The organism is Aeromicrobium sp. CF3.5, from assembly GCF_051262695.1.
Lineage (GTDB): Bacteria > Actinomycetota > Actinomycetes > Propionibacteriales > Nocardioidaceae > Aeromicrobium.
On record NZ_JBIMEZ010000015.1, the window covers coordinates 1 to 25,711 of the forward strand.

The following is a 25,711-nucleotide window of genomic DNA, read 5'->3' on the forward strand; positions in this document are numbered from 1 at the left end:
GATACCCTCGCCAGATGTCGGTGTCGTCACAGCTCGCCCACGCGATCGAGGTCGTCACTCCAGATCTGATCGAGCTGCGCCGCACGTTGCACGCCTCGCCGGAGCTGTCGTGGCAGGAGGAACGCACCACTGATCTGGTCGCGACCTGGATGGAGAAGCTCGGTGTCGAGCACGAGCGACTGGACCGAACGGGCCTGATCGCCGAGATCGGGCCCGCCCAGGGGCCGATGGTGGCGCTGCGGGCCGACCTGGACGCGCTGCCGGTCGACGACACCTCGAACGACCCGTGGCGCTCGACCGTTCCCGGTGTCGCGCACGCCTGCGGACACGATGTGCACGTGGCCGCCCTGGTCGGCGCGGCCGTCGCCCTGTCCCAGGCCCACGCCCAGTCCCCGCTGCCCCAGCGGGTCCGGCTGATCTTCCAGCCCGCCGAGGAGGTCATGCCCGGAGGGGCGCTCAAGCTCGTCTCGGGCGGAGCGCTCGCCGGTGTCTCGCGAATCTTCGCCCTGCACTGCGATCCGTCACTGGACGTCGGACAGGTCGGTCTGCGCGAGGGCCCCATCACCTCGGCGGCCGACCAGGTCGACGTCGTGCTGACCGGCAGGGGCGGACACACGTCCCGACCGCACCTGACCGAGGATCTCACCTTCGCCCTCGGCACCCTGCTCACCCAGCTGCCGGCCGTGCTGTCGCGCCGGTTCGACCCACGTGCGGGCGCCAGCATGGTGTGGGGAGAGGTCCGCTCGGGGCGGGCCGTGAACGTCATCCCCGCCACGGGCGAGCTCAGTGGCACCCTGCGCATGCTCGACGCCGGCGCATGGCACCGGGCCGAGGATCTCGTGCGTGAGCTCATCGCGCAGATCGTCGCGCCCTACGGCGTGACCGCCCACGTCACCTACACGCGCGGAGTTCCACCGGTGGCCAACGACTTCGCCGCGACCGAGACCCTGCGCCGAGCCGTGGCCAGCTCGGTCGGGCCCGGCGGCGTCGCGGGCACGAGTCAGAGCCTCGGGGGAGAGGACTTCGGTTGGTACGTCGAGACGGTCCCCGGTTCACTGGGACGCCTCGGCACCCGCACGCCCGACGGTCCCACCTACGACCTGCACCAAGGGAACTTCCGCGCCGACGAGCGCGCCATCGCCATCGGGGCTCGGGTGCTCGCGATGGCTGCCGTCGGTTGAGGCGCGCTGCTCGTTCCTCCCAGCTCCAGCCGTTCGTTCCTCACGGCGCACCGCTCGTTCCTCGCAGCTTTAGCCGTTCGTTCCTCACGGCGCACCGCTCGTTCCTCGCAGCTTTAGCCGTTCGTTCCTCACGGCGCACCGCTCGTTCCTCGCAGCTTCAGCCGTTCGTTCCTCACGGCGCACCGCTCGTTCCTCGCAGCTTCAGCCGTTCGTTCCTCACGGCTGCCGGGCTTCGCCCGGGCGCCTGCCTCGCTTCGCTCGGCCCATGGATGCGTGCCGACACGCTGCGGCCGGGCATCTCTGGTCGGTGACGTTTCGATTACGGGGTGCGGTTTTGGCGGCAAGGGCCTCCCCGGTGCGACGGCCAAGGCCTAGTGTCGTCTCGTGCCGGACCTCCGGCCCCCATTTCGAGGAGGAATCTTGCGTCGACTGACTCAAGCCATCACCACCACCGGAGTCAAGGGCATCGCCGTCACCGGCGTGCTGGCTCTGGTGCTGACCGGGTGTGCGCGCAACGACAGCGCGAGCGATGACAGCGCAGGCAGCGGCGGCGAAGACTGCGTCGAGGCCGACCCCGACAAGAAGGTCGGCATGGCCTTCGACGTCGGCGGACGGGGCGACCAGTCGTTCAACGACTCCGCCGCCACCGGGCTGGACAAGGCCGCCTGCGATCTGGGCCTGACGGTCCAGACCGCAGAGGCCCAGGACGGCGAGGCCGAGTCGGCCCGCGAGGGACGTCTGCAGCAGCTGGTGGATGCCGGCTTCAACCCGGTCATCGCCGTTGGCTTCGCGTACTCGCCGTCAGTCGCCGCGGTCGCCGCAGCCAACCCTGACATCGACTTCGCCATCGTCGACGACCTCGCTGAAGGCGACAACATCGCCAACCTCGTCTTCGCCGAGGAAGAGGGATCGTTCCTGGTCGGCGCTGCCGCCGCGCTCAAGTCCGAGACCGACAACATCGGCTTCGTCGGTGGTGTAGAGACCCCGCTCATCAAGAAGTTCGAGGCCGGCTACACCGCAGGCGCCCAGGCCGTCACGCCTGACATCGAGGTCCAGGCGCGTTACCTGACCCAGCCGCCGGACTTCAGCGGCTTCGGCGACCCCGCCAAGGGCAAGACGGCGGCCGAGGGCATGTTCGACAACGACGCGGACATCGTCTACCAGGCCGCTGGCGGCTCGGGTGGCGGCGTCTTCGAGGCCGCCTCCGAGGCCGGCGCCATGGCGATCGGCGTCGATTCGGACCAGGCACTGACGGCTGACGACTCGGTCAAGGACGTCATCCTCACCTCGATGCTCAAGAACATCGACGTCGCGGTGTTCGACTACCTCGAAGCGGTCGAGGGCGGCGACGCCCCCAGCGGTCCGACCGTCTACGACCTCTCGGTCGACGGCGTCGGCTACTCCACCACCGGCGGACAGGTCGACGACATCACCGACCAGCTCGAGGAGTTCAAGCAGCAGATCATCGACGGCGAGATCACGGTTCCTTCCAGCTGATCGTTCACGCACGTCCTGACTGCAGACGTGGCCCGGGTCTCGCGATAGCGTGAGGCCCGGGTCGCGTCGTCTTTATCCCGGAGGTGAGGGAGCTGAGCTCCTCGACAGCACGGAACCTGCCTGACCAGGGCGGGGCCGATCAGAGTGGGGCCGATCAGAGCGGGGCCGCCGGCGACATCGTCGTTCGCCTGCGCGACATCGGCAAGACCTTCCCCGGCGTCATCGCCAACCACGACGTCAACATCGACGTCCGGCGCGGCACCGTCCACGCGATCGTGGGGGAGAACGGGGCCGGCAAGTCCACGCTCATGAAGATCCTCTACGGCGTGCAGAAGCCCGACTCGGGCACCATCGAGGTCGGCGGCCGGCAGGTGACACTGTCCTCACCCGCTGATGCCATCGCCGCCGGTGTCGGCATGGTGTTCCAGCACTTCATGCTCGCCGACAACCTCACCGTTCTCGAGAACGTCGTGCTCGGCGCGGAGAAGCTGCACGGCATCGGCGATCGCGCCCGTGCCCGCATCGCCGAGATCTCCGACGCCTACGGCCTCGACGTCGACTCCGACGTCCTGGTCGAGGAGCTGGGCGTCGGGGCCCGGCAACGTGTCGAGATCCTGAAGGTGCTGTATCGCGGAGCGTCGATCATCATCCTCGACGAGCCCACTGCGGTGCTCGTCCCTCAGGAGGTCGACGAGCTGTTCGGAAACCTGCGCGAGCTCAAGACCGAGGGTCTGTCGGTCATCTTCATCTCCCACAAGCTCGACGAGGTGCTGTCGGTCGCTGACGAGGTCACGGTGATCCGTCGTGGAGCGACCATCGACACCGTCGCAGCCGACTCGGTCGACTCGCACCAGCTGGCCGAGATGATGGTGGGTTCAGAGCTGCCCACGCCGGCCACCGAGGATTCCACGGTCACCGACCGGGTCGTCCTGGAGGTGCGCGACCTCGGGCTGGGCTCGGAGACCGGGCGTCAGCTGCTCAGCGACATCGACCTGACCATCCACGCTGGCGAGATCCTGGGCATCGCCGGTGTCGAGGGCAACGGCCAGGCCGAGCTGGTCGAGTCGATCATGGGCATGCGCTCCGCGTCGACGGGCTCCATCCAGCTCGCCGGCACCGACGTGTCCACGCTGTCGACGCGGCAACGCCGCGAGTCGGGCATCGGGTACATCCCCGAGGACCGTCATCGCCACGGACTCCTGCTGGACTCCTCGTTGTGGGAGAACCGCGTGCTGGGTCACCAGACGCGCAAGCCCAACGTCACCGGGCCGCTCATCGACCGCGCCGGCGCACGGCGCGACACCGAACGCATCGTGGCCGACTACGACGTCCGCACGCCGGGCATCGACACGGCAGTCGGCGCACTGTCCGGCGGCAATCAGCAAAAGCTGATCGTCGGACGTGAGATGGCCGGCGACCCCGTGCTGCTGATCGCAGCCCACCCCACCCGCGGCGTCGACGTCGGCGCGCAGGCCGCCATCTGGGGCCACATCAAGGACGCGCGACGCGAAGGTCTTGCCGTGCTGCTGATCTCGGCCGACCTCGACGAGCTGATCGGCCTGTCAGACACCATCCGCGTCATCCTGCGCGGTCGCATCAGTGCGGAGTTCGATCCGAGCAGCGTCACACCGACCGACCTCGGATCGGCCATGACGGGAGCAGATTCGTGAGCAGTCCCCGCACCACCCGCATCGCACTGGCGGTGGGCGCTCCGGCGCTCGCCCTCGTGGCGGCCTTTCTCATCACCAGTCTCGTGCTGCTGTTCGCCGGTGACTCGGTCTCGGGCGTGTGGGGTCAGATCCTGAGCTTCCCCACGCACCGCGGATACGTGAACATCATCAACTCCGCGACCGTGTACTACCTCTCGGCCGTTGCGGTGGCGATCGGTTTCCGGATGAACCTGTTCAACATCGGCGTCGACGGCCAGTACCGGGTCGCTTCCTTCGCGGCGGCGGTCGTGGCTGGCGAGGCATGGCTTCCCGGGTACCTGAACACCGCGCTCGCCGTCCTCGCGGCCATGCTCGCGGGTGCTGCCTGGGCCGGTATCGCCGGTCTGCTGCGCGTCACGCGAGGGGTCAGCGAGGTCATCTCCACGATCATGCTGAACCTCACCGCGACGGCCCTGGTGGCCTACCTCCTGCGCAAAGCGGCGGTCGACGGCGGATCGAGCAACATCGTGTCGACCAAGCCGGTGCCCGAAGGCAGCCGGATCGGGGGATTCACACTGTTCTCCGACACCCCCACGCAGGTCTACGGCCTGCTCATCCTCGCGGTCGTGGTCGGTGTCGCATACGGGTTCGTGCTGAACCGCACCCGGTTCGGGTTCGACCTGCGCGCGACGGGATCTTCGGAGTCGGCGGCCGTGGCCAGCGGTATCAACGTCAAGCGCATGGTCGTCATCTCGATGCTGCTGTCCGGCGCGATCGCCGGGCTCGTGGGACTGCCGCTGCTGTTCGGCGACGCCTACGCCTACGGGTCGACCTTCCAGTCCGGACTGGGCTTCGCCGGGATCGCGATCGCGTTGCTGGGCCGCAACCATCCGGTCGGCATCGCCCTGGGCGCGGTGCTGTTCGCGTTCCTCGACGAGCAGGCCAACCCACTGCAGATCGTCCTGAACGTCTCGCCCGACATCGTCAAGATCACGCAGGGCACCATCGTGCTCACCGTCGTGATCGCCTACGAGGTGGTGCGGCGCTACTCCGTCGGGATCGAGCAGCGCCGTGTCGCTGCCTCCCTCGGCGACGACGCACCTCCGGCCGCTGACTCGAAGGAGGTCCGGGCATGAGCACCATCGCGGGCAACCCCACCGCTGCTCAGCCGGCCCCCGCGAAGAAGCGACGTCCGCGGCTCAGCATCGGCTGGATCATGATCGGGCTCGCTGGCGTGCTCGTGCTGATCTCGCTGTTGCGAATCATCACCGGGGCAGATGACCTCGACTCCTCCGGCACCGTGAGCGCCACCCTCGTCGCGGCGATCCCGATCGGCCTGGCCGGACTCGGTGGCCTCTGGGCCGAGCGAGCGGGCATCGTCAACATCGGCCTCGAGGGAATGATGATCCTCGGTACCTTCGGGGCTGGATACTTCGGCTACTTCTACGGGCCGTGGCAGGGCGTCGTCGGGGCGATCCTGCTCGGTGCGGTCGGCGGCCTGCTGCACGCGATCGCCACGGTGACGTTCGGCGTGGACCACATCGTGTCGGGTGTCGCGATCAACATCATCGGCGCGGGCGCCGTCCAGTACCTCGCCGGGCTGTACTTCACCGGACTGCCCGGTGGCGGAGCGACCCAGTCCCCGACCATCGACAGTCTGCCTGCCATCACGGTGTCCGGACTGTCCGAGCCGTTGCGAGACGTGGAGGACAAGGGGTGGTTCTTCGTGTCCGACCTCGCCTCGATCGGCGGGGCCCTGGTCACCAACCTGTCGGTCCTCACCCTCCTGTGCCTGTCGCTGTTCGTGCTCACCTACGTGGTGCTGTGGCGCACCGGCTTCGGTCTGCGTCTACGGTCCTGTGGCGAGAGCCCCGCTGCGGCCGAGTCGCTCGGTGTCAACGTGATCCGCTACAAGTTCACCGCCGTGATCATCTCGGGCGGATTCGCCGGACTGGCGGGCGGATTTCTCGCACTCGTCGCCTCCAGCACCTTCCGCGACGGCCAGACCGGCGGACGCGGCTACATCGGTCTCGCCGCCATGATCTTCGGCAACTGGCGGCCCGGAGGTCTCCTGGCCGGTGCCGGCCTGTTCGGCTACACCGACACGTTGCGTCTGCGCGGCGGCGGAGACACGATCCACGGACTCCTGCTCCTGGTCGCAGTCGGCCTGATCCTGCTGGCTGCCTGGCAGGTGCGCAAGGGAACGATCACCGCCGCCTACGTCAGCGGTGGAATGGGCGTGGCGATCGGCGTTCTCTACGCGCTGACCGACTCGATTCCCGAGGATCTCACCGGCATGACCCCCTACGTGACCACGTTGCTGGTGCTGGCACTGTTCTCGCAACGGCTACGCATGCCGGCAGCAGTCGGCAAGACCTATCGCAAGGGCTCCGCGGGATGACCCACTCGCAAGCTCGAGGGAGGACAGACCGATGAGTCTGGGAATCACAGGAGCCGACGCTCCCGTCGACTGGGACGCACTTCGTCGCTACGCCACCGAGGTGATGGGACGTGCGTACGCGCCGTACTCGAACTTCAAGGTCGGCGCTGCCGGACTCGTTGACGACGGGCGTGTCGTGCTCGGGTGCAACGTCGAGAACGCCTCCTACGGCATCGGCCTGTGCGCGGAGTGCGGCATGGTCTCAGCGCTGCACGCCACGGGTGGAGGTCGACTGCGCGCCGTGGCGTGCGTCGACTCATCCGGCGAGCCGCTCATGCCGTGCGGACGGTGCCGTCAGCTGCTCTGGGAGAACGGTGGCCCCGATCTGCAGCTGATGTCGCCGCGCGGGGTCTTGTCGATGGCCGACGTCCTGCCCGACGCCTTCGGCGCCGACGATCTCGCCTGATGGCGGCACCTGCCCCGGTCGACCTGTCGGGCCCAAACTTCGTCGCCGATCCATACCCGACCCTCGCCCGGCTGCGCTCGATGGGGCCCCTGATCGCCCACGGCGAGGGACGCTGGCTCGCCACTACCCACGACGCCGTCAGCCAGGCGCTGCGGCACCGCGACCTCGGCCGGATCTGGTCCGATCACGAACCGGTCGACGAGATGGAGCCGTTCAACACCCTGCATCGCAACCAGATGATGGAAAGCGAAGATCAGGCTCACCGCAGGCTTCGCTCGCTCGTCTCGAAGGCGTTTGGGCGCGGTCACGTCGAGCGGATGCGGCCGCGGATCGAGTCGCTGGCGGCCAGCATGGTCGCCGACCTGGGGGATTCATTCGACGCCCTGGCCGACTACGCCGAACCCATGCCGGTGTATGTCATCGCCGATCTCCTCGGGGTGCCGCGTGCTGATCACGCCGACCTGCGGGCCTGGTCCCAGGCGATCGTGCACATGTACGAGCCCGACGTCGACGCGGCCACTCGGACGGCCGCCGTGTCCGCGTCGCAACAGTTCGGGGACTACGTGCGCGACGTCGTGGAGCATCGCCGCGATCACCCGGGCGAGGACCTCATCACGGATCTGATCGCTGCGCGCGAGGAGGGCACGAACCTGTCCGAGGACGAGCTCGTCGCATCGGTGGTGCTGCTGCTCAATGCGGGGCACGAGGCGTCGGTCAACACCTTCGGCAACGGGCTGCACGCCCTGCTGTCGGCTCCCGACCAGCTGGCTCGCATCACGTCGGGCGAGGTCCCGGTGGACGTCGCGCTCGAGGAGCTCCTGCGCTTCGACGCACCGCTGCAGATGTTCGAGCGCACGGCGACCGCCGACGTCGACATCGCTGGCACGCAGGTGCGTGCCGGCGAGGTCATCTGGTGCCTGATGGGATCGGCGAACCGCGACGAGGCCGTCTTCGACGGTGCTGACCGCTTCGATGTCGGCCGCGATCCCAATCCCCACGTGGGCTTCGGGATGGGCCGGCACTTCTGTCTCGGCGCCCCGCTGGCGCGCCTGGAGCTGTCGATCAGCCTCGCGGCCCTGCTGGATCGCTTCCCCCGGCTCGAGCTCGTCGGCGCATCGGCGCGCCGCCCCACCTGGGTGCTGCGCGGCTTCGAGAGCATCCAGGTCCACGCACTCCCCGCTGAGGAGTCACGTAGACCGAGCGAGGAGTCACGTAGACCGAGCGAGGGTGACTCGTCAGTGGGTCTGCGTGACTCGTCAGCGGAAGAGAAGGTGGAGAGATGACCGAGAGCTTCGATGCGACCGAGGTGATCGCGGCCAAGCGCGATCGGCTCGAGCTCAGTGATGCCCAGATCGACTGGGTCGTCGACGCCTTCACCCGGGGCGTGGTCGCCGACGAGCAGATGTCCGCGCTCGCGATGGCCATCTTGCTCAACGGGATGGATCGTCGGGAGATCTCGCGGTGGACCCACGCGATGATCGCCAGCGGCGAGCGAATGGACTTCTCCGGTCTGTCCTGGCCCACGGCCGACAAGCACTCCACGGGTGGGGTCGGCGACAAGATCACCCTCCCGTTGGCACCGCTGGTCGCCGCGTGCGGTGTGGCGGTCCCGCAGCTGTCGGGTCGGGGGCTCGGCCACACCGGCGGAACCCTCGACAAGCTGGAGGCCATCCCTGGGTGGCGCGCCGATCTCGACAACGACGCCATGATGCGTCAGCTCGAAGACGTCGGGGCCGTGATCTGCGCTGCCGGAACGGGTCTCGCGCCGGCCGACAAGAAGCTGTACGCGCTGCGGGACGTCACCGGGACCGTCGAGGCCATTCCCCTGATTGCCAGCTCGATCATGAGCAAGAAGATCGCCGAGGGAACGGGCGCGCTGGTGCTGGACGTCAAGGCCGGCTCGGGGGCGTTCATGAAGGGCCGAGATCAGGCTCACCAATTGGCACAGATCATGGTGGAGCTGGGGACCGACGCCGGGGTGAGAACGGTGGCGCTGATTACCGACATGTCCACACCGCTGGGCCTGACCGCCGGCAACGCCTGCGAGGTGGCCGAGTCGGTCGAGGTGCTCCAGGGCGGTGGCCCGGCCGACGTGGTCGAGCTGACCCTCGCACTGGCCCGCGAGATGCTCACCGCTGCTGGTCGAGATGATGTCGACCCCGCGGACGTGCTGGCCTCCGGTCGCGCTTTCGACACCTGGAGGGCGATGATTCGCGCCCAGGGTGGCGATCCGGACGCTGCCTTGCCCACGGCCAGGGAGAATCAGGTCATCACGGCGCCCCAGAGCGGGGTGGTCACGCGACTCGACGCGATGGCCGTCGGCGTGGCAGCGTGGCGCCTGGGTGCTGGACGGTCGCGTCCCGGCGAGACCGTCCAGGCCGGCGCTGGAGTCGTCCTGCACGCCAAGCCGGGTGACACCGTCCGTGCTGGCCAGCCACTGATGACGTTGCACACCGACACGCCTGAGCGATTCGGGCGAGCGGTTGACGCACTCGACGGCGGGTATGACATCGGCGTCGAAGCGCCACCGGTCCAGTCCGTGATCATCGACAGCGTCCGATGACGGCACGGAGACACATCGACATCAGCGCCCTCCGACCGCGGCGGGCCAGCGGGCGTCAAGCACAGCAGCGCGGAAGGTAATGACATGCGAGTTCTCAATGATCCCGACGAGATTGCAGCGGCAGCCGGCGAAGAGCTGGGTGTCGGCGAGTGGGTGTCGGTCAGTCAGGAACGGATCGACATGTTCGCAGACGCCACCGGGGACAGGCAGTGGATCCACATCGATCCCGAGCGTGCAGCCGACGGCCCGTTCGGCAGCACCATCGCCCACGGCTACCTCACCTTGTCGATGCTGCCCGGCCTCGGCGCGCAGGTCTTCGCCTTCGCCGGCGACTTCGCCCGGGTGAACTACGGTCTGAACAAGGTCCGGTTCGTCACGCCGGTGTGCGTGAACAGCTTCGTGCGCATCCGGGTCAAGATCCTCGAGGTCAATCAGCTCGACCGCGGCCAGCAGGTCATCCTGCAGCACACCGTGGAGGTCAAGGGTGAGGACAAGCCGGCCTGTGTGGCCGAGACGCTCACGTTGCTGATGCCGTCTTGATTCGACGAGGTCGTCGACCGACGTGAAACGATGCGGGGGTGAAGCCGACCTCCGCACAGATCGTCCAGGCGCCCAAGGTGGCGCTCCACGAACACCTCGACGGCGGAGTGCGTCCCGCGACCGTCGTCGAGATCGCCGCCGAGATCGGCCACGACCTGCCGGCCGAGGGCGCGCTGGCGCTGGGGGAGTGGTTCGAAGAATCCTCCAGCTCCGGGTCGTTGCCGCGTTACCTCGAGACCTTCGTGCACACGGTCGCGGTCATGCAGCGCCCCGAGGACCTGGCCCGCGTCGCCCGCGAGGCCGTGATCGACCTCTCGGCAGATGGATGCGTGTATGCCGAGCTGCGCTGGGCACCCGAGCAGCACCTGTCGGCGGGTCTGACGATGCGCGAGGCCGTCGAGGCGGTGCAGACCGGCATCGAGCAGGGGCAGTCCGAGGCACAGGCGACCGGCCAACCGATCGTGATCGGCCAGCTGCTTACCGCGATGCGTCACGCGATGCGCGGCCTCGAGGTGGCCGAGATCGCGGTCGAGCATCGCGATCGCGGCGTCGCCGGATTCGACATCGCGGGGGCTGAGGACGGCTTCCCGCCGATCCTGCACCTGCAGGCCTTCGAGTACCTGCGTGAGAACAATGCCCACTTCACGATCCACGCCGGCGAGGCCTTCGGGTTGCCGTCGATCTGGCAGGCGATCCAGCGGTGTGGCGCCGAACGACTCGGCCACGGGGTGCGCATCGTCGACGACATCGACTTCGACGCTCCGGGCGGACCCGCACTGGGCGAGCTTGCTGCGTACATCCGGGACTGCCGCATCCCCTTGGAGATGTGCCCCTCGTCGAACCTGCAGACCGGTGCGGTGCACGGCATGACGTCGATCGCTGATCACCCGATCGGGCCCTTGAAGGATCTCGGCTTCCGCGTCACCGTCAACTGCGACAACCGGTTGATGAGCGGCACGTCGATGTCGCGTGAGTTCGAGCTGCTCGTCGACGCCTTCGACTACTCGCTCGATGACCTGCGGTGGTTCACGATCAACGCGATGAAGAGTGCGTTCCTGCCGTTCGATCGCCGGCTCGGCCTGATCAACGAGGTGATCAAGCCCGGCTACGCGGCTCTCTGACGCGGTGGGCCAGCAAGCAGGGCGCGGGCTCGGCGGGGCGACATCGCGGTGCATCCGTGGGCGACGGCGTCGGCCACGATGCGGGGCTCGTCCTGCAGGAGTCGCCATCCCCTGCGGGCCAGCACCCAGGGGGACTTGCGACCCTCGCGCAGGTCGCGGACGAGGCGCAGCACGAAGGTGATCAGGCGATGCCGGTGCAGGCAGATCGCCTGACTGAGCAGGTTCGCATCGCGGCAGGCGTCGACGATCTCGGGGGCGAAGAGTCCTTCGGCGATGAATCGTCCACCGGGCGCGTGCAGAACCTGGGTGCTGGTGCGCCGGCTGGTGGCGATGTCGTAGACCGGAACCTCGGCGCGGCCGGTCGAGCACAGCTCGGCGATGGCCGCCACGGCGGCTTCGGCGTCCCAGGAGGCGGGATTGTCCCAGTCGACCAGGCCCAGGCTGGAGGCCGGCATGTGCGGTGCGTCGCCATCTCGGTAGAAGTCGTCGAGGCGCAGCACGGGCCACCCCAGGGTGGCCGCCAGGTGGGACTTGCCCGAGCCCGACGGGCCCGCGACGATCACGACTCCTCCGGGTGTGCCCACCGCACGAGGATAGTGGTCGGTCGAGACTCCTAGACTGGTGACCATGTTCTTTGCACTCACCGCAGCCGAGATCGCCCAGACGATCGACCATGCCATCCTCAAGCCCGAGATCACGCGCGCCGACCTGGACACCGAGCTCGACCTCGTCGCACGATATGGCGTCTTCAGTGCGTGTGTGCGTCCCAGCGATGTCGCCCACGCGGTGCAGCGACTGGCCGACTCCGGCGTCGCGGTCTGCACGGTCATCGGCTTCCCGCACGGCACGACCACCACGGCCACCAAGGTCGCCGAGGCCACCGAGGCGATCGAGGCTGGTGCACTCGAGGTCGACATGGTCGTCAACATCGCGCGGCTGCGCAGCGGACTGCTCGACGACGTCGAGGCCGACATCCGCGCCGTGGTGGAGGCTGCCGGTGATCACGTCGTGAAGGTGATCATGGAGACCGCTCTGCTCGACGACAACCAGATCGTCGCCGGGTGCGAGGCCGCGGAGCGGGCCGGGGCGTCGTTCGTCAAGACCTCCACAGGATTCGCCGGCGGCGGTGCCACCGTGCCGCACCTGCGGCTCATGCGGTCCTCGGTCGGTGCTGACGTCCAGGTGAAGGCCTCCGGCGGGGTGCGGGGCCTCGACACGCTCCTGGAGATGCAGGCGCTCGGCGTCACACGGTTCGGCACCAGCGCCACCGCGACGATCCTCGAGGACGCCCGCGCCCGTGAGGACGGCCGGAGCGGGTCGGGTGCCACGGACGACTCGTCCTACTGATCGCGACGACTCGTCCTCCTGAGAGTTCACCGTCTCGTCATCTCGGGGCGGCTTCGCGCTGTTGACGTGGACACCCGAACACGGTGGTCTGTGCGGACACGTGGTTCCGGGGGTCCGGGCCACGATCAAACCGGTCCGGAAGGGAACACCCGTGTCAGTTCTGCCCCCTCGTTCTTCGCGTGCACGCCTGCGCCGCGGCTTCGCCGCCGTCGTCGTGGGCACTGCGCTCGGTGCCTCGACGCTCGTCGTCGCACCGGCCCAGGCCGCCGACGACGTCACCATCACCCTGCTCGACGTCAACGACTTCCACGGTCGCATCGACGCCAACACCGTGAAGGTGGCCGGCACGATCGAGCAGCTGCGGGCGGACGCCGGTGAGGGCAGCACGCTGTTCATGTCGGCGGGTGACAACATCGGCGCCTCGCTGTTCGCGTCGGCCACGCAGGACGACGAGCCCACGATCGACGTGCTCAACGCCCTCGACCTCGCGGTCTCGGCGGTGGGCAACCACGAGTTCGACCGAGGCTTCGACGACCTGACCGGTCGCGTCGCCGACCGCGCCGACTTCGACTACCTCGGTGCCAACGTGGTCGACGCGACCACGGGTGAGCCGGCCATGCAGGCCGTCGACACGTTCGAGGTCGGTGGCCTCGACGTCGCCGTCGTCGGCGCCGTCACGCAGGAGACGCCCGCCCTGGTCACCCCGGCCGGCATCGCCGGGCTCGAGTTCACCGATCCGGTCGACGCGGTCAACGAGACCGTGGCCGAGCTCGAGGCGTCGGCCACGCCGCCCGACGTCATCGTCGCGGCCTACCACGAGGGCGCGGGCGCCGGCGTCCCCGACGGCTCGACGATCGAGGAGGAGGTGGCCGCCGGCGGAGCCTTCGCCGACATCGTGACCGGCACCGACGCCGAGGTCGACGCGATCTTCACCGGCCACACCCACAAGCAGTACGCCTGGGACGGCCCGATCCCCGGGGAGACCGACACCCGGCCGGTCCTGCAGACCGGTAGCTACGGCGAGGCCATCGGTCGCATCGCCCTCACCGTCGACGGGGACACCGGCGAGGTCAGCGCCTACGACGCCTCGGTCGTCGCTCGCACGACCACCGCCGACGCGACCCTCGTCGGACAGTTCCCTCGGGTCGCCGAGGTCAAGACGATCGTCGACGCCGCGCTGGCCAACGCCGCGGCCGTCGGCAACCAGCCGGTCGCCGAGATCAGCGCCGACCTCACCACCGCCTTCCGCGATGGCGCCCGCGACGACCGCAGCGCGGAGTCCACCCTCGGCAACCGGGTGGCCGACGCCCAGCTCGCCGGTGTCGCCGACACTCCGGCCGGCGCCGACCTCTCGGTCGTCAACCCGGGCGGTCTGCGCAGCGACCTGCTGTTCGCCGGCACGGGCGGTACCGACGCTGACGGTGTCGTCACGTTCGCCGAGGCCAACGCGGTGCTGCCGTTCACCAACAACCTCAGCTCGGTGTCGCTGACCGGCGCCCAGCTGAAGACCGTCTTCGAGCAGCAGTGGCAGCGCGACGCGGCGGGCAATGTGCCGTCGCGTCCGTACCAGCAGCTGGGGACCTCGAGCAACGTCGCCTACACGTTCGATCCCACCCGCACCGAGGGCGACCGCATCACCTCGTTGCGCGTCGACGGCGCCGAGATCGACCCGGATGCCACGTACCGCGTGGCCGTGCCGTCGTTCCTGGCCTCCGGCGGCGACAACTTCCGCGCCTTCGCCGAAGGCACCGCCGTCGACACGGGCCTGCTGGACTACGAGGTCTGGATCGACTACCTCGCCGAGAACAGCCCGGTGGCGCCCGACTTCGCCCGGCACGCGGTGCAGGTCGAGGGCCTGCAGCCGGAGTACACCGCCGGTGACGAGGTCAGCTTCACGCTCCCGAAGCTCGACCTCACGTCGAAGGGCAGCCCGGCCAACACCACGGTCGAGGCGTTCCTGGTGCAGGGTGACTCCGAGACCTCGCTCGGCGAGTTCCCCGTCACCAGTGGCGCCGCCACCGTGACCGCCGCGCTCCCGGACGATCTCAGCGGCTCGGCCCGCATCAGGGTGACGGCGTTCCCGACGGGCACCACGGCGCTCCTGCCCGCCTTCGACGTCGCCGCCGCCCAGCCGTCGGCCGAGATCGCGGCCGCTGCCAGCGGGTCCCTCAAGGAGGGGTCGAGCACGGTGGTTCGCGTCCGGCTCGACGGCTCGGAAGGCCGTCCCACCGGCGGGCTCACCGTCACGGCAGACGGTGAAGAGATCGGCTCGGGTGTGGTGCGCAACGGGACCACCGTCATCAAGGCCGACACCAGCTCCTTGCGAGCAGGCCCGCACACCCTGGTGATCGGCTACTCCGGCGACGCGACCTACGCGCCCTCGGCGGCCGACCTGGACGTCACCATCAAGGCCAAGGGTGGTCGGCGATGAGGCGGCTGGGCGGGCTCGCGCTCGCAGCGGCCCTGGTCGGAGGCCTCCTGGGCGCCGCCCCGGTCCAGGCCAGCCCGGACGGCGACGAGGTCGTCATCTCCGAGGCCTATCTCAACGGCGGCAGCTCGGGTGCGACGTTCCTGAACAAGTACGTCGAGCTCTCCAACCCCACTGACGAGGCCATCGACGTCAGCGGCTGGTCGGTCCAGTACCGGTCGTTCTCCTCGACCAGCGCGTTCACCGGAGTCATCCCGCTCGGCGAGCACCAGATCGAGCCCGGGGGGACGCTGCTCGTCGGCGCCAACAGCAACGCCGCCAACGGTGCGGCGCTGCCCACGCCCGACGTGACGTCGAACATCGCGTTCTCGGGCAACACCAACGGCGGGACGCTCGCCCTGGTGTCGTCCACCACGGCACTGTCCGGCGACCGGGCCGCCGTGCTCGGCTCGGACCAGCTGGTCGACCTCGTGGGCTACGGCGCCTCAGCCACGTACGAGGGGTCGGCCCCGGCCCCCCGGCAGTACTCCGTGACGGCCTCGCTGAACCGCACCGACGCGATCGACACCGACGACAACGCGACCGACCTGACCGGCGCGGCTCCCACGCCGCAGGCGTGCGGCGAGGCCTGCGACGGTGGCGTGGTCACGCCTCCCGGTCCGGCCATCGACGCCACGATCGCCGAGATCCAGGGCGACGGTGCCGCCAGCCCGCTCGAGGGCACCACAGTCACCACGCGCGGCGTCGTGACCGCCGCCTACCCGACCGGCGGGCTCGACGGCGTGTACCTGCAGACGCCCGGTACCGGTGGCGATCTCGACCTCGCCACCCACGACACCTCCGACGGCATCTTCGGCTACTCGGCGGCGCTGGCTGACGACGTCCGGATCGGCGATCTCGTGGAGGTGACCGGCGAGGTGACCGAGTTCTTCGGTCTCACCGAGATCACGCCGGCCGCGGGCGGCTGGACCGTGCTCGACGAGCCGGTCGAGGCGGTCAAGCCCGCCACCATCGCCTTCCCGCTCACCGAGCAGGAGCGCGAGAGCCTCGAGGGCATGGTGCTGGCGCCGCAGGGCGGTTTCACCCTGACCAACAATTTTGCGACCAGCACGTTCGCCGAGATCGGGCTGGCCTCCGGCGACACCGGGCTGCCCCAGCCCACCGACGTCGCCCGCCCGGGCACGCCGGAGTACGACGCCGTCGTGGCCGAGAACGCCCGACGACTGGTCACCGTCGACGACGGCGCCACGGTCAACTACACGCGCGGCGGCCAGGACGATCCGGTGCCGTGGCTGCGGCCCGACAACGAGGTGCGCACCGGGGCCCCGGTGACCTTCACCGATCCGGTCGTGCTCGACTTCCGGAACAGCCTCTGGAAGCTGCAGCCCACGCAGCAGCTGCTCGCCGGCGGCGACGAGCCGATCACGATCGGCAGCACCCGGGTGGCGGCACCGCAGGACGTCGGTGGCGACGTGTCGATCGCGTCGTTCAACGTGCTGAACTACTTCACGGTCACCGGCGAGATCTTCGAGGCGAACGGCCTGGGCTCGTGCACGTACTACACCGATCGCACGGGAGCCCGGGTCACGGTCAACCGCTGCAACCCCGACGGTCCGCGCGGCGCCGCCGACGCGGTGAACCTCGCCCGGCAGCAGGCCAAGATCGTCGCGGCCATCAACACCCTCGACGCTGACGTGGTCTCGCTGGAGGAGATCGAGAACTCCGCCGCCTTCGGCATTGATCGCGACACTGCGCTCAGGGCGCTCGTCGGCGCGCTCAACGAGGCGGCAGGCCGCGAGCAGTGGGCTGCCGTCACATCACCGGCCGCTCTGCCGGAGTCCGAGGACGTCATCCGCACGGCGTTCATCCACCGGGTCGGCGTGGTCGAGCCGGTGGGGGAGTCGGTCATCAACGACGCCCCGGCGTTCGACAACGCACGTGAGCCGCTGTCGCAGGAGTTCCGCCCCACCGGTGGCGACGCCGACGACGACTTCGTCGTGATCGTCAACCACTTCAAGTCCAAGGGATCGGGATCCGGCGACGACGCCGACACCGGTGACGGCCAGGCCGCTTCCAACGCCTCGCGGGTGCGGCAGGCCACCGAGCTGGTCGCGTTCGCCGAGCGGCAGCAGACCGCTGCCGACACCAATCGGCTGTTCCTGACCGGCGACTTCAACGCGTACAGCAAGGAAGACCCGATCCGGGTGCTCGAGGACGCGGGGTACGTCAACGTGCCGGCGCGGTACACCGACAAGGTCACGTACCAGTTCGGTGGCCTGCTGGGCTCGCTCGACCACATCTTCGCCTCCCCGGCCGCGAACGCGGACGTCACGGGTGCCGACGTGTGGGACATCAACGCCGATGAGTCGATCGGTCGCGAGTACAGCCGGTACCGCAACAACGTGACCGACCTGTACGACGCGAGTCCGTTCCGGGCCAGCGATCACGATCCGGCGATCGTCGGCTTCAACGCCGTCGTGGCCGACCCCGAGCCGGAGATCGGTCCGACCCGCATCACCGTCACGGGCACGACCGGCCCGCCCCGGACCACGATCTCGGTGTCCGTCGTCGGGGGTGAGGTGCCCGCCGACGGCGGCCGACTGCTGGTGCTCGACCGCCGGCGCACGGTCGGCGTCGCCACGGTGCGCGACGGGCAGGCCACCGTGCGGCTGACCGGCGTGGGGCGCGGCAAGCGCTCGCTGTCGCTGGTCTACGAGGGCGACGACACCCTCGGCCCGGCCGACGCGTCGTACGCCTGGAAGGGCTGACGGCCATCGGCGGCCGGGCCTCTATCGGCGCGGTCGCCCGTGGCAGCATGTGGTCATGGTGACCACCCGTCGCATCCCGGCGCGCCTCGTCGCCTCGACCCTGCTGGGCCTGCTCGTGCTGGCCGGCTGCACCGGCGGGCAGGGATCCGCGACCGACTTCGCCGACCTGGCAGCGGGCCAGCGCGTCTACGACACGACGGGCGACTCCCTGACAGAGGACGACGTCCTCGACGTCGCGCAGCAGCTCGACCGACTGCAGGCCGACACGGGGGCTGACGTCGTGGTGGTCGTGCGGGAGCTCGACGCCGACCCCGAGGACACCCTCGAGCAGGTCGAGGCCCTGCAGCAGGCGTGGGTCGCGACCACCGGCGCCGACGAGGACACCGCGGGGGCCATCCTCGTCAACCGCGAGCCGGGCACCGACGACGAGGCGCGCGCCGGCATCTTCGTGGGTTCCACCTTCGACGACGGCAACGTGCCCGGCAGCGAGCAGGAAGACATCATCGAGGATGCGATCGTGCCACCGCTGCGCGACGGGGACGTCGCGGGCAGTCTGACCGCCGGCATCGATCGGTTGGGCAGCTCCATCGTCAACGGCCCGCCGACCAACGGGCTGAACGACTTCGCGAGTGGCCCCGGGTCCACGTGGCTGCCGTGGGTCGGTCTCGCCGTCGTGCTGGGTGGTCTCGGGACGCTCGGGCGGATCTTCGTGGGCCGTCCTCGCCCAACCCGACCCCCGATGTCGCCGACTCGGACTCGGCCGGACCAGGACACGGGCGCACCGTGGGCCGCTGCCATGGCGTTGGGTGCCACCCAGCCCAGTGCCGTGCCGGCGGTGATCCTCGACCTCGCCGCCCGTGACGCCGTGGTGATCGAGCAGGAGAAGGAGCCGAGCCGGGGCACCACGGGCACGGTGCGCATCCGGCTGCTCGATGAGTCGAAGGTGCGTGACGAGGTCGACCGCGCCGTCTGGGACCAGCTGAGGGACCAGGCGCACGACGACGTGGTCGACGCCAAGAGCCTGGGCAAGGTCGCAGGCGATGCGGCACGGGTCAAGAAGGTCGTCAGGGAGGATCTTCGGGCCAGAGGGTGGCTCGACCCGGGGTACGGGCCAGCGATGCTGACCGTGACGATCCTCGCCGCGCTGGGTTCGATGCTCCTGATCTTTGCGCTCGTCGTCACCTCGGCTGGGGCGCAGCTGATGCTGGTGACCGCGGTACCTGCCGGTGCACTGGTCCTGCTCACCTTCATCTTCGCCGTGAGCCGGTCCAAGCTGTCGGCGGCGGGTCGTGATGCGGCGCGGCCGTGGGAGGCCTATCGCGAGGGGATCAAGGAGGCAGGCAAGGACGACACCCTCGTCCTCGATCTCGACGCTGCGCTTCCCGACGTCATCGCGATGAATCTCGGCAGCAACCTGAAGAAGCGCTTGGATGCCGCCGCTGATGGTGAATCAGCCAGCAGCCTGCGCGCCTTCACCGCACCCGCCGGGTCCGCATCGGCCAACCCGGCGATCTTTCCGTGGGCTGCCTTCTCCGGGGTGTTCGCGAGCAGCAGCGGTACCGGAACCACCTCTGGCGGCGGTGCGGGCGGCGGTGGTGGAGCTGCCGGAGGAACGTGAGAACGTCCGACTGAGAGGCTGTTCACACCGGGTTTCCGGTGTGAAGGTTGATGTCGGAGGGTGCCACTAGGTTCGACACATGAGCAACCACGAGAGCACCGAGAACGAGTTGAAGACTGGTCGTCTGACTGAGCTCGCTCGCGTGTGTGCTCGTGCGGAGGCCCGGGAGACCGAGGCGATGATCGGGTACCGCGACAGTAAGTACGACCAGATCGCTGAGTTGGAGCAGCCGGTTCAGCGTCAGATCGAACTGGCGGCGATTGCTTCGGACATCGGTCAGGCGATGGGATTGTCCGAGGCCCAGGTTCATGGCCGGTTGGCATCGGCTGATCGGGTGCGTGAGCACACGCCGCGGGTGTGGTTGGCGTTCCGCGACGGAACCATCAACGAGGCACGCCTGCGCGAGATCTCCTCCACGGTCGAGCTGCTGCAACGCGATGAGTCCTCCGTTCGTCTCGACCAGAGTGTCCTCGCCTACGCCCAGTCCCACACCGTCTTTGAGCTGCGGCGGTGGTTGCGGCAGTTCGTGGACCGGGTCGAGACCGACCTTGCGCCGTGAGGATCGTCGGGTCGATGTGCGCCGCGGTGACGATGGGGTGTCGGCCCTGTTCGCCCTGCCAGCGCCACCGCATCCTCACAAGTCACCGCGTCCTCAGGTGGAGCCTGCCCTCCGGCCAGGCCTTCGACGCCGAACCCACCCCGCTACTGGCCGTCGGCGCGGTTCCCGTTCGGGAGTCCAGGTGTCAGAGCCCGAGAGCGGTCGCGAGATCGGCCTTGATCAACTCCAGGGTCTCGGTCGATGACTCGCGTGCGCTCTCGATGGAACCGTCCACCTCGCGGACCACCTCGATGTAGCACTTGAGCTTGGGCTCGGTTCCCGACGGGCGACAGATGATTCGCGTGTCGCCCTCGAGCCCGAGACGGATGCCGTCGGTGGGAGGAAGGCTGCGGTAGCCGTCGGCGAGGTCGTCGACCGAGGTGACGGCCAGTCCGCCCAGCGTCGTGGGGGGAGTGGAGCGCAGCGTCTGCATGGCCGTCGCGATGATCGACAGGTCCTCGACGCGCACCGAAAGCTGTCCGGTGGTGTGGAGACCGTGTTCACGGTAGATGTCGTCCAGGCGGTCCAGCAGGGTGCGACCCTCGCTCTTCAGCGCGGCTGCCATCTCCAGCACCGCGAGGATCGCCGTCACGCCATCCTTGTCCCGAGCGATGTGCGGCGCGACGCTGTATCCCAGCGCCTCCTCGTACCCGAAGGCCAGATCGGGGATCTTGCCGATCCACTTGAACCCGGTGAGTGTCTGCTGCCACGGCTGGCCGTGGGCAGCAGCCTGGCGGCCCAGCAGGTCCGACGACACGATCGAGGCTGCATACGTCCCGGTCAACCCGCGCCGCAAGCACACGTCAGCGAGCAGGGCACCGGTCTGGTCGCCGGAGAGCATCCGGAAGGCTTCACCGTCGCGGACGCCGACTGCGCAGCGGTCGGCGTCGGGATCGTTGGCGACGATGAGGTCGGCGCCGACGTTCGAGGCGAGCTTGAGGGACAGGTCCATCGCCCCGGGCTCCTCCGGATTGGGGAACGCCACGGTCGGGAAGTCCGGATCGGGGTCGCCCTGCTCCGGCACCACGTGCAGGGGAATGAACCCCGCGTGAGCCACCACCTCGACCAGGGTGTCGCGTCCCACGCCATGCATGGGGGAGTAGACCGCGATGACGTCACGGGGTCCGGGTTGCGCACACGCGGCTGCAGCCGCGACGTAGGCCGCGGCGACGTCGTCACCGAGCGTGACGTACTCGGTCGATCGCGGCATCTCGTCGACTCGTCCGACGGCGTCGATCGCCGCGGAGATGTCGGTGTCGGCCGGGGGCACGATCTGGCTGGTGTCGGCCAGGTAGACCTTGTAGCCGTTGTCCTGAGGGGGATTGTGCGAGGCAGTGACCATGACGCCGGCGCTGCAGCCCAGGTGGCCGATCGCGAAGGCCAGGACCGGCGTCGGCAGGTGCTCGGGCAGCAGGTGCGCCGTGACGCCCGCACCCGCCATGATCTCGGCGGTGTCGCGGGCGAAGCGCTCAGAGTTGTGGCGGGCGTCGTACCCCACGACCACGCTGGGGGCGTGGTCGTGCTGCAGCAGGTAGTCGGCCAATCCGGCCGCGGCCTGGGCCACGATCACCCGGTTCATGCGCTGGGGGCCGGCGCCCAGCGCGCCCCGCAGGCCCGCCGTGCCGAACTGCAGACGCCCGGAGAACCGCTCCTCGAGGGCGGTGGAGTCGTCTGCGTCGATCAGGGCCTGCAGCTCCTCGCGGGTGACAGGGTCTGGGTCCTGGGTCAGCCACGCCTCGGCGCGCTCCTGCAGCTCGTGGTCCATGCTGCCCACGATGTCAGATCCGCGGGATGACGTCACTGAGCAAGGCGCCCATCCGGGCTGCCGCCGCCTGGCCGGCCTCCAGGACCTCTGCGTGATTCAACGGTTCGCCGGTCATGCCGGCTGCAGCATTGGTGACCAACGACAACCCCAGCACCTCCAGACCGGCCTCACGGGCTGCGATCGCCTCGAGGGCGGTGGACATGCCGACCAGATCCCCGCCGAGGGCTCGGATCATGCCGATCTCGGCCGGGGTCTCGTACTGCGGACCCGTCAGCTGCAGGTAGACGCCCTCGTCGAGGCTGGGATCGACCTCATGGACCAGATCGCGCAATCGCTGGGAGTACAGATCGGTCAGGTCGATGAACGTGGGGCCCTCGAGCGGAGTCTGCATGGTCATGTTGATGTGGTCCCTGATGAGCACCGGGGTGCCGGGGCTCCAGGCCGGGTTCAGCCCTCCGCAGCCGTTGGTCAGCACCAGGGTCCGTACGCCCGCCGCCGCCGCCGTGCGCACCCCGTGCACGACGGCCGCAACGCCCTTGCCCTCGTAGAAGTGCGTGCGACCCAGGAACAGCAGCAGTCGCTTGTCTCCGACACGAACGGAGCGCAGGGTGCCACCGTGACCCGCGACGGCCGGGGCGCTGAACCCGGGCAGGTCGGCCAGCGCGATCTCGTGCTCGGGCTCCCCGAGCGCGTCGGCAGCCGGCAACCAGCCCGATCCCATCACCAGCGCGACGTCCCAGACGGCTTCTGGCTCCCCGATCGTGGCCCTCAGGGCATCCGCGGCTTCGTGTGCTGCTGCAGTCGTGTCCACCCGCCGAACTGTACGTGAGCCGATGCGCGAGACTGGTGACGTGACGCACGTGACGATCATCGGCGGCGGGCCCGGCGGATATGAAGCGGCCCTGGTCGCCTCGCGGCTGGGCGGACAGGTGACGCTGATCGAGCGCGACGGTGTGGGTGGGTCCACCGTGCTCACCGACTGCGTGCCGAGCAAGACATTGATCGCGACCTCGGACCTGATGACCGATGTGGGGGCGTCCGCCGAGCTCGGGGTCAAGGTCCCGTCGGCTGTACGTCCCGATCTGGACGCCGTCAACAAGCGAGTGCTGAGACTCGCACTGGCGCAGTCGGCGGACATCGCGCAGCGTCTCGAGACGAGCAACGTGACGGTGCTGATCGGGACCGCACGGATCGTCGACTCCTCGACCGTCGTGTGCAGCACGTCGGACGGCGAGCAGACCCTCGCCACCGACGCGATCCTGGTGGCGACCGGTGCTCACCCGCGGGTCAGCTCCGAGGCCCAACCCGATGGTGAACGCATCCTCACGTGGGAGCAGGTCTACACGTTGCGCGACGTGCCCGAGCACATGATCGTGGTCGGGTCGGGTGTCACCGGAGCGGAGTTCGCCAGCGCGTACAACGGACTGGGAGCCGAGGTCACGCTCGTGTCGAGTCGTGATCAGGTGCTGCCCGGCGAGGACGCCGACGCCGCAGCCGTGATCGAGAACGTCTTCACCCGTCGAGGCATGACGGTGCTGGACCAGTCGCGCATGCAGTCGGTCGAGCGTGTGGGGGACAGGGTCGTCGTGACCCTGACCGACGGCCGGACCGTCGAGGGATCGCACTGCCTGCTGGCGCTCGGCTCGATCCCGAACACCGCCGATCTGGGCCTGGTCGAGGCCGGCGTCGATCTTGACGATCGTGGGTTCGTCGACGTCGATCGGGTCTCGCGGACGTCTGTGCGCGGCATCTACGCCGCCGGGGACTGCACCGGGGTGCTGATGCTCGCCTCGGTGGCTGCGCAGCAGGGCCGCATCGCCATGGCCCATCTGCTGGGCGACGCCGTTCGTCCGCTCGACCTGGCGACGGTCGCCAGCAACGTCTTCACGTCTCCGGAGATCGCCACCGTGGGTGTCTCGCAGCAGCAGGTCGACGGTGGTGACATCGCCGCCGAGATGGCGATGCTGCCGCTGACGTCCAATCCGCGGGCCAAGATGCAGGGCGTGCACGACGGTTTCGTGAAGCTGTTCGCTCGGCCCGGCGTGGGCACGATCATCGGTGGAGTCGTGGTGGGACCGCGCGCCAGCGAGCTGATCCATGCGGTGTCGCTGGCCGTGACGGCCACTCTCACCGTGGATCAGTTCGCCGATTCGTTCACCGTCTACCCCTCGTTGTCGGGCTCGATCGGCGAAGCGGCACGCCGCCTGCACCGACCGACTTAAGTCCCGTAGGCCCCTGACCAGCACGGTCTTGAATTACAGCGGTGTTCTTCTGTGACTGATGTGGTTACTGGGACCAAAGTCGTGTCTAATCAAGCCTGAGAAATGCTTCGGCGTCCTCACCTCGTCTCGTTCTCGACCGATCGGAACCCGTCGCCATGACTCTCGGACGCATCGTCTCCCGTGGGCTCATTCCCCTGTCCGTCTTTGCCTTGCTCGGATCAGGTCTGGTACTGCACGACCCGATGGCCGAGGTCAATGCGTCGGTGAAGACCCAGGACGTGTCCGGCACCCCCGCCGAGGTGCGCGACACGGCCGTCGAGACCGTCGACCCGGCCGAGCAGATCCCCACGGAGCAGGAGGCCGTGCCCGAAGGTGAGGCCGTGCCCGAAGGTGAGGCCGTGCCTGAAGGTGAGGCCGTGCCGGAAGGCGAGGCCACTCCAGAGGCGGGCGAGCCCGAGACACTCGCCGCTCCTGAGGACGAGCAGAACCTTGACGAGGGACACGGTGAAGAGGGCCACGTCCACATCACCGATGGCGTCGTCGTCGCCGAGCTGGAGCCGCAGGACCTCGAGTCGTTCTCCATGCTGGGCGTCACCTGGTCCAGCGGGCTGGACGCCTCCAGCAGCCGCGTCGAGGCGCGCTGGCGCACCGATGGCACCTGGACCGACTGGACCGAGCTCCACGTCGAGCCATCGACCGAAGGTGTTCCCGGCACCGAGCCCCAGTGGGTCGGTCAGGCCGATGCGGCTGCGGTGCGCGTGATCTCCACGAGCGGGGCGCAGCCGCAGGACGTGGCGCTGTCGACCGTCGACCCCGGCCAGGTGCCCGACGTCGCACCGGCGGCGTTCGCGACCGCTACGGCCTCCGGCGTCCCGAAGCCACGCATCATCACCCGCGCCTCGTGGGGCGCCTCCAACATCGGTGGGTGCAGCTATCCACAGTACGGGGCATCGACCCGCGGTGCGGTGGTCCACCACACGGCCGGCTCGAACAACTACTCCAAGTCGCAGTCGGCGTCCATCGTCAAGGCGACGCAGGCGTATCACACCGGTAGTCGCAACTGGTGCGACATCGGGTACAACTTCCTGGTCGACAAGTACGGCCAGATCTTCGAGGGCCGCGCCGGTGGCGTCGACAAGGGCGTCCGTGCCGCTCACTCGGGCAATGGCACGGTCAACGAGGAGACCATTGGCATCTCGATGATGGGGACGTTCAGCTCAACCGCTCCGACCTCCGCATTGAAGGCCGCCGTCAACGACCTGACGGCGTGGAAGTTCGCGCTGCACGGCATTCCCGCCACTGGTACGTACGTCTCCGGCGGAGTGCGGCTAAACCGCATCGCCGGGCACCGCAACGTGGTGGGCACTGAGTGCCCCGGTGCGGCTGCCTACTCCTGGGTGACGTCCAGCGGCGGCATGCGGCCAGCCGTGGCTCGCCGGCTCGCTGCGGGGGGCGGGGAGCCGGCCGGCTCGGGCTTGAGCTATCGGTGGCCTGCGCCGGCGGGTCTGAAGGTGTCGGGCGCGACGACTTCGACGTTGGATGTGTCGTGGGGGGCGCAGGCGGGGGCC

At 69.1% G+C, this 25,711-nt stretch carries 20 protein-coding genes; 17 read left to right on the plus strand and 3 right to left on the minus strand.

The annotated features are described in order from the left end of the window. Positions 1–14 precede the first annotated feature (14 nt). From ACHAA3_RS16485 to ACHAA3_RS16530, 10 genes are all read left to right on the plus strand, one after another. Complete coding sequence (locus ACHAA3_RS16485) at positions 15–1,181, plus strand: amidohydrolase (protein WP_435710201.1); 1,167 nt, start codon at positions 15–17, stop codon at positions 1,179–1,181. Positions 1,182–1,601: 420 nt separating this feature from the next. Continuing rightward, positions 1,602–2,678, plus strand: coding sequence for a BMP family lipoprotein (locus ACHAA3_RS16490; RefSeq protein WP_435710182.1), 1,077 nt, complete (start codon positions 1,602–1,604; stop codon positions 2,676–2,678). 83 nt (positions 2,679–2,761) lie between these two features. Then, positions 2,762–4,348: an ABC transporter ATP-binding protein gene (locus ACHAA3_RS16495; RefSeq protein WP_435710183.1), complete on the plus strand. Its 1,587-nt coding sequence runs from the start codon at positions 2,762–2,764 to the stop codon at positions 4,346–4,348. Beyond that, complete coding sequence (locus ACHAA3_RS16500; RefSeq protein ID WP_435710184.1) at positions 4,345–5,463, plus strand: ABC transporter permease; 1,119 nt, start codon at positions 4,345–4,347, stop codon at positions 5,461–5,463. The genes ACHAA3_RS16495 and ACHAA3_RS16500 overlap by 4 nt, the downstream gene beginning before the upstream one ends. Continuing rightward, positions 5,460–6,728 (plus strand): ABC transporter permease, encoded by a 1,269-nt coding sequence (locus ACHAA3_RS16505; protein WP_435710185.1) that lies wholly within the window; start codon positions 5,460–5,462, stop codon positions 6,726–6,728. The genes ACHAA3_RS16500 and ACHAA3_RS16505 overlap by 4 nt, the downstream gene beginning before the upstream one ends. Before the next feature lie 31 nt (positions 6,729–6,759). Continuing rightward, on the plus strand, positions 6,760–7,173 hold the full coding sequence (locus ACHAA3_RS16510) for a cytidine deaminase (protein WP_435710186.1): 414 nt from the start codon (positions 6,760–6,762) through the stop codon (positions 7,171–7,173). After that, positions 7,173–8,456, plus strand: coding sequence for a cytochrome P450 (locus ACHAA3_RS16515; protein ID WP_435710187.1), 1,284 nt, complete (start codon positions 7,173–7,175; stop codon positions 8,454–8,456). The genes ACHAA3_RS16510 and ACHAA3_RS16515 overlap by 1 nt, the downstream gene beginning before the upstream one ends. Next, positions 8,453–9,736, plus strand: a complete 1,284-nt coding sequence (locus tag ACHAA3_RS16520; RefSeq protein WP_435710188.1) for a thymidine phosphorylase — start codon at positions 8,453–8,455, stop codon at positions 9,734–9,736. The genes ACHAA3_RS16515 and ACHAA3_RS16520 overlap by 4 nt, the downstream gene beginning before the upstream one ends. A gap of 84 nt (positions 9,737–9,820) precedes the next feature. Further along, on the plus strand, positions 9,821–10,276 hold the full coding sequence (locus tag ACHAA3_RS16525; protein WP_435710189.1) for a MaoC family dehydratase: 456 nt from the start codon (positions 9,821–9,823) through the stop codon (positions 10,274–10,276). Between the two features lie 38 nt (positions 10,277–10,314). Further along, entirely contained in the window at positions 10,315–11,397 is a 1,083-nt protein-coding gene (locus ACHAA3_RS16530) for an adenosine deaminase (RefSeq protein ID WP_435710190.1), read from the plus strand. Here the strand turns inward: ACHAA3_RS16530 and ACHAA3_RS16535 are convergent. Further along, positions 11,382–11,981 carry a uridine kinase family protein gene (locus tag ACHAA3_RS16535; protein WP_435710191.1) on the minus strand — a complete coding sequence of 200 codons (600 nt, stop codon included), beginning with the start codon at positions 11,979–11,981 and terminating at the stop codon, positions 11,382–11,384. The two genes, ACHAA3_RS16530 and ACHAA3_RS16535, sit on opposite strands and share 16 nt — an antisense overlap. 43 nt (positions 11,982–12,024) lie before the next feature. Here ACHAA3_RS16535 and deoC point away from each other — a divergent pair, with 43 nt between their 5' ends. The 5 genes from deoC to ACHAA3_RS16560 all read left to right on the plus strand — a co-directional run bounded on the left by deoC (position 12,025) and on the right by ACHAA3_RS16560 (position 20,117). After that, on the plus strand, positions 12,025–12,744 hold the full coding sequence (gene deoC, locus ACHAA3_RS16540; protein ID WP_435710192.1) for a deoxyribose-phosphate aldolase: 720 nt from the start codon (positions 12,025–12,027) through the stop codon (positions 12,742–12,744). A gap of 151 nt (positions 12,745–12,895) precedes the next feature. After that, positions 12,896–15,175, plus strand: a complete 2,280-nt coding sequence (locus ACHAA3_RS16545) for a 5'-nucleotidase C-terminal domain-containing protein (RefSeq protein ID WP_435710193.1) — start codon at positions 12,896–12,898, stop codon at positions 15,173–15,175. Continuing rightward, complete coding sequence (locus ACHAA3_RS16550; RefSeq protein ID WP_435710194.1) at positions 15,172–17,940, plus strand: ExeM/NucH family extracellular endonuclease; 2,769 nt, start codon at positions 15,172–15,174, stop codon at positions 17,938–17,940. Before ACHAA3_RS16545 ends, ACHAA3_RS16550 begins: the two co-directional genes overlap by 4 nt. 55 nt (positions 17,941–17,995) lie before the next feature. Next, the gene (locus ACHAA3_RS16555) at positions 17,996–19,558 is read left to right on the plus strand and encodes a DUF2207 family protein (RefSeq protein ID WP_435710195.1); all 1,563 of its coding nucleotides are present in this window, start codon (positions 17,996–17,998) and stop codon (positions 19,556–19,558) included. Between the two features lie 79 nt (positions 19,559–19,637). Continuing rightward, positions 19,638–20,117 (plus strand): DUF222 domain-containing protein, encoded by a 480-nt coding sequence (locus tag ACHAA3_RS16560; RefSeq protein WP_435710196.1) that lies wholly within the window; start codon positions 19,638–19,640, stop codon positions 20,115–20,117. Between the two features lie 184 nt (positions 20,118–20,301). Here ACHAA3_RS16560 and ACHAA3_RS16565 read toward each other — a convergent pair whose 3' ends face one another. Both ACHAA3_RS16565 and ACHAA3_RS16570 read right to left on the minus strand, forming a co-directional pair. Then, positions 20,302–21,921, minus strand: a complete 1,620-nt coding sequence (locus ACHAA3_RS16565; RefSeq protein WP_435710197.1) for a phospho-sugar mutase — start codon at positions 21,919–21,921, stop codon at positions 20,302–20,304. Between the two features lie 13 nt (positions 21,922–21,934). Next, complete coding sequence (locus ACHAA3_RS16570) at positions 21,935–22,792, minus strand: purine-nucleoside phosphorylase (protein WP_435710198.1); 858 nt, start codon at positions 22,790–22,792, stop codon at positions 21,935–21,937. On the opposite strand from ACHAA3_RS16570, the gene ACHAA3_RS16575 reads away from it, so the two are divergent. After that, on the plus strand, positions 22,773–24,143 hold the full coding sequence (locus ACHAA3_RS16575) for an NAD(P)H-quinone dehydrogenase (RefSeq protein WP_435710199.1): 1,371 nt from the start codon (positions 22,773–22,775) through the stop codon (positions 24,141–24,143). The two genes, ACHAA3_RS16570 and ACHAA3_RS16575, sit on opposite strands and share 20 nt — an antisense overlap. A 155-nt stretch (positions 24,144–24,298) precedes the next feature. After that, positions 24,299–25,711, plus strand: a 1,413-nt coding sequence (locus ACHAA3_RS16580; RefSeq protein ID WP_435710200.1) for an N-acetylmuramoyl-L-alanine amidase, incomplete at its 3' end; no start/stop codon positions are given.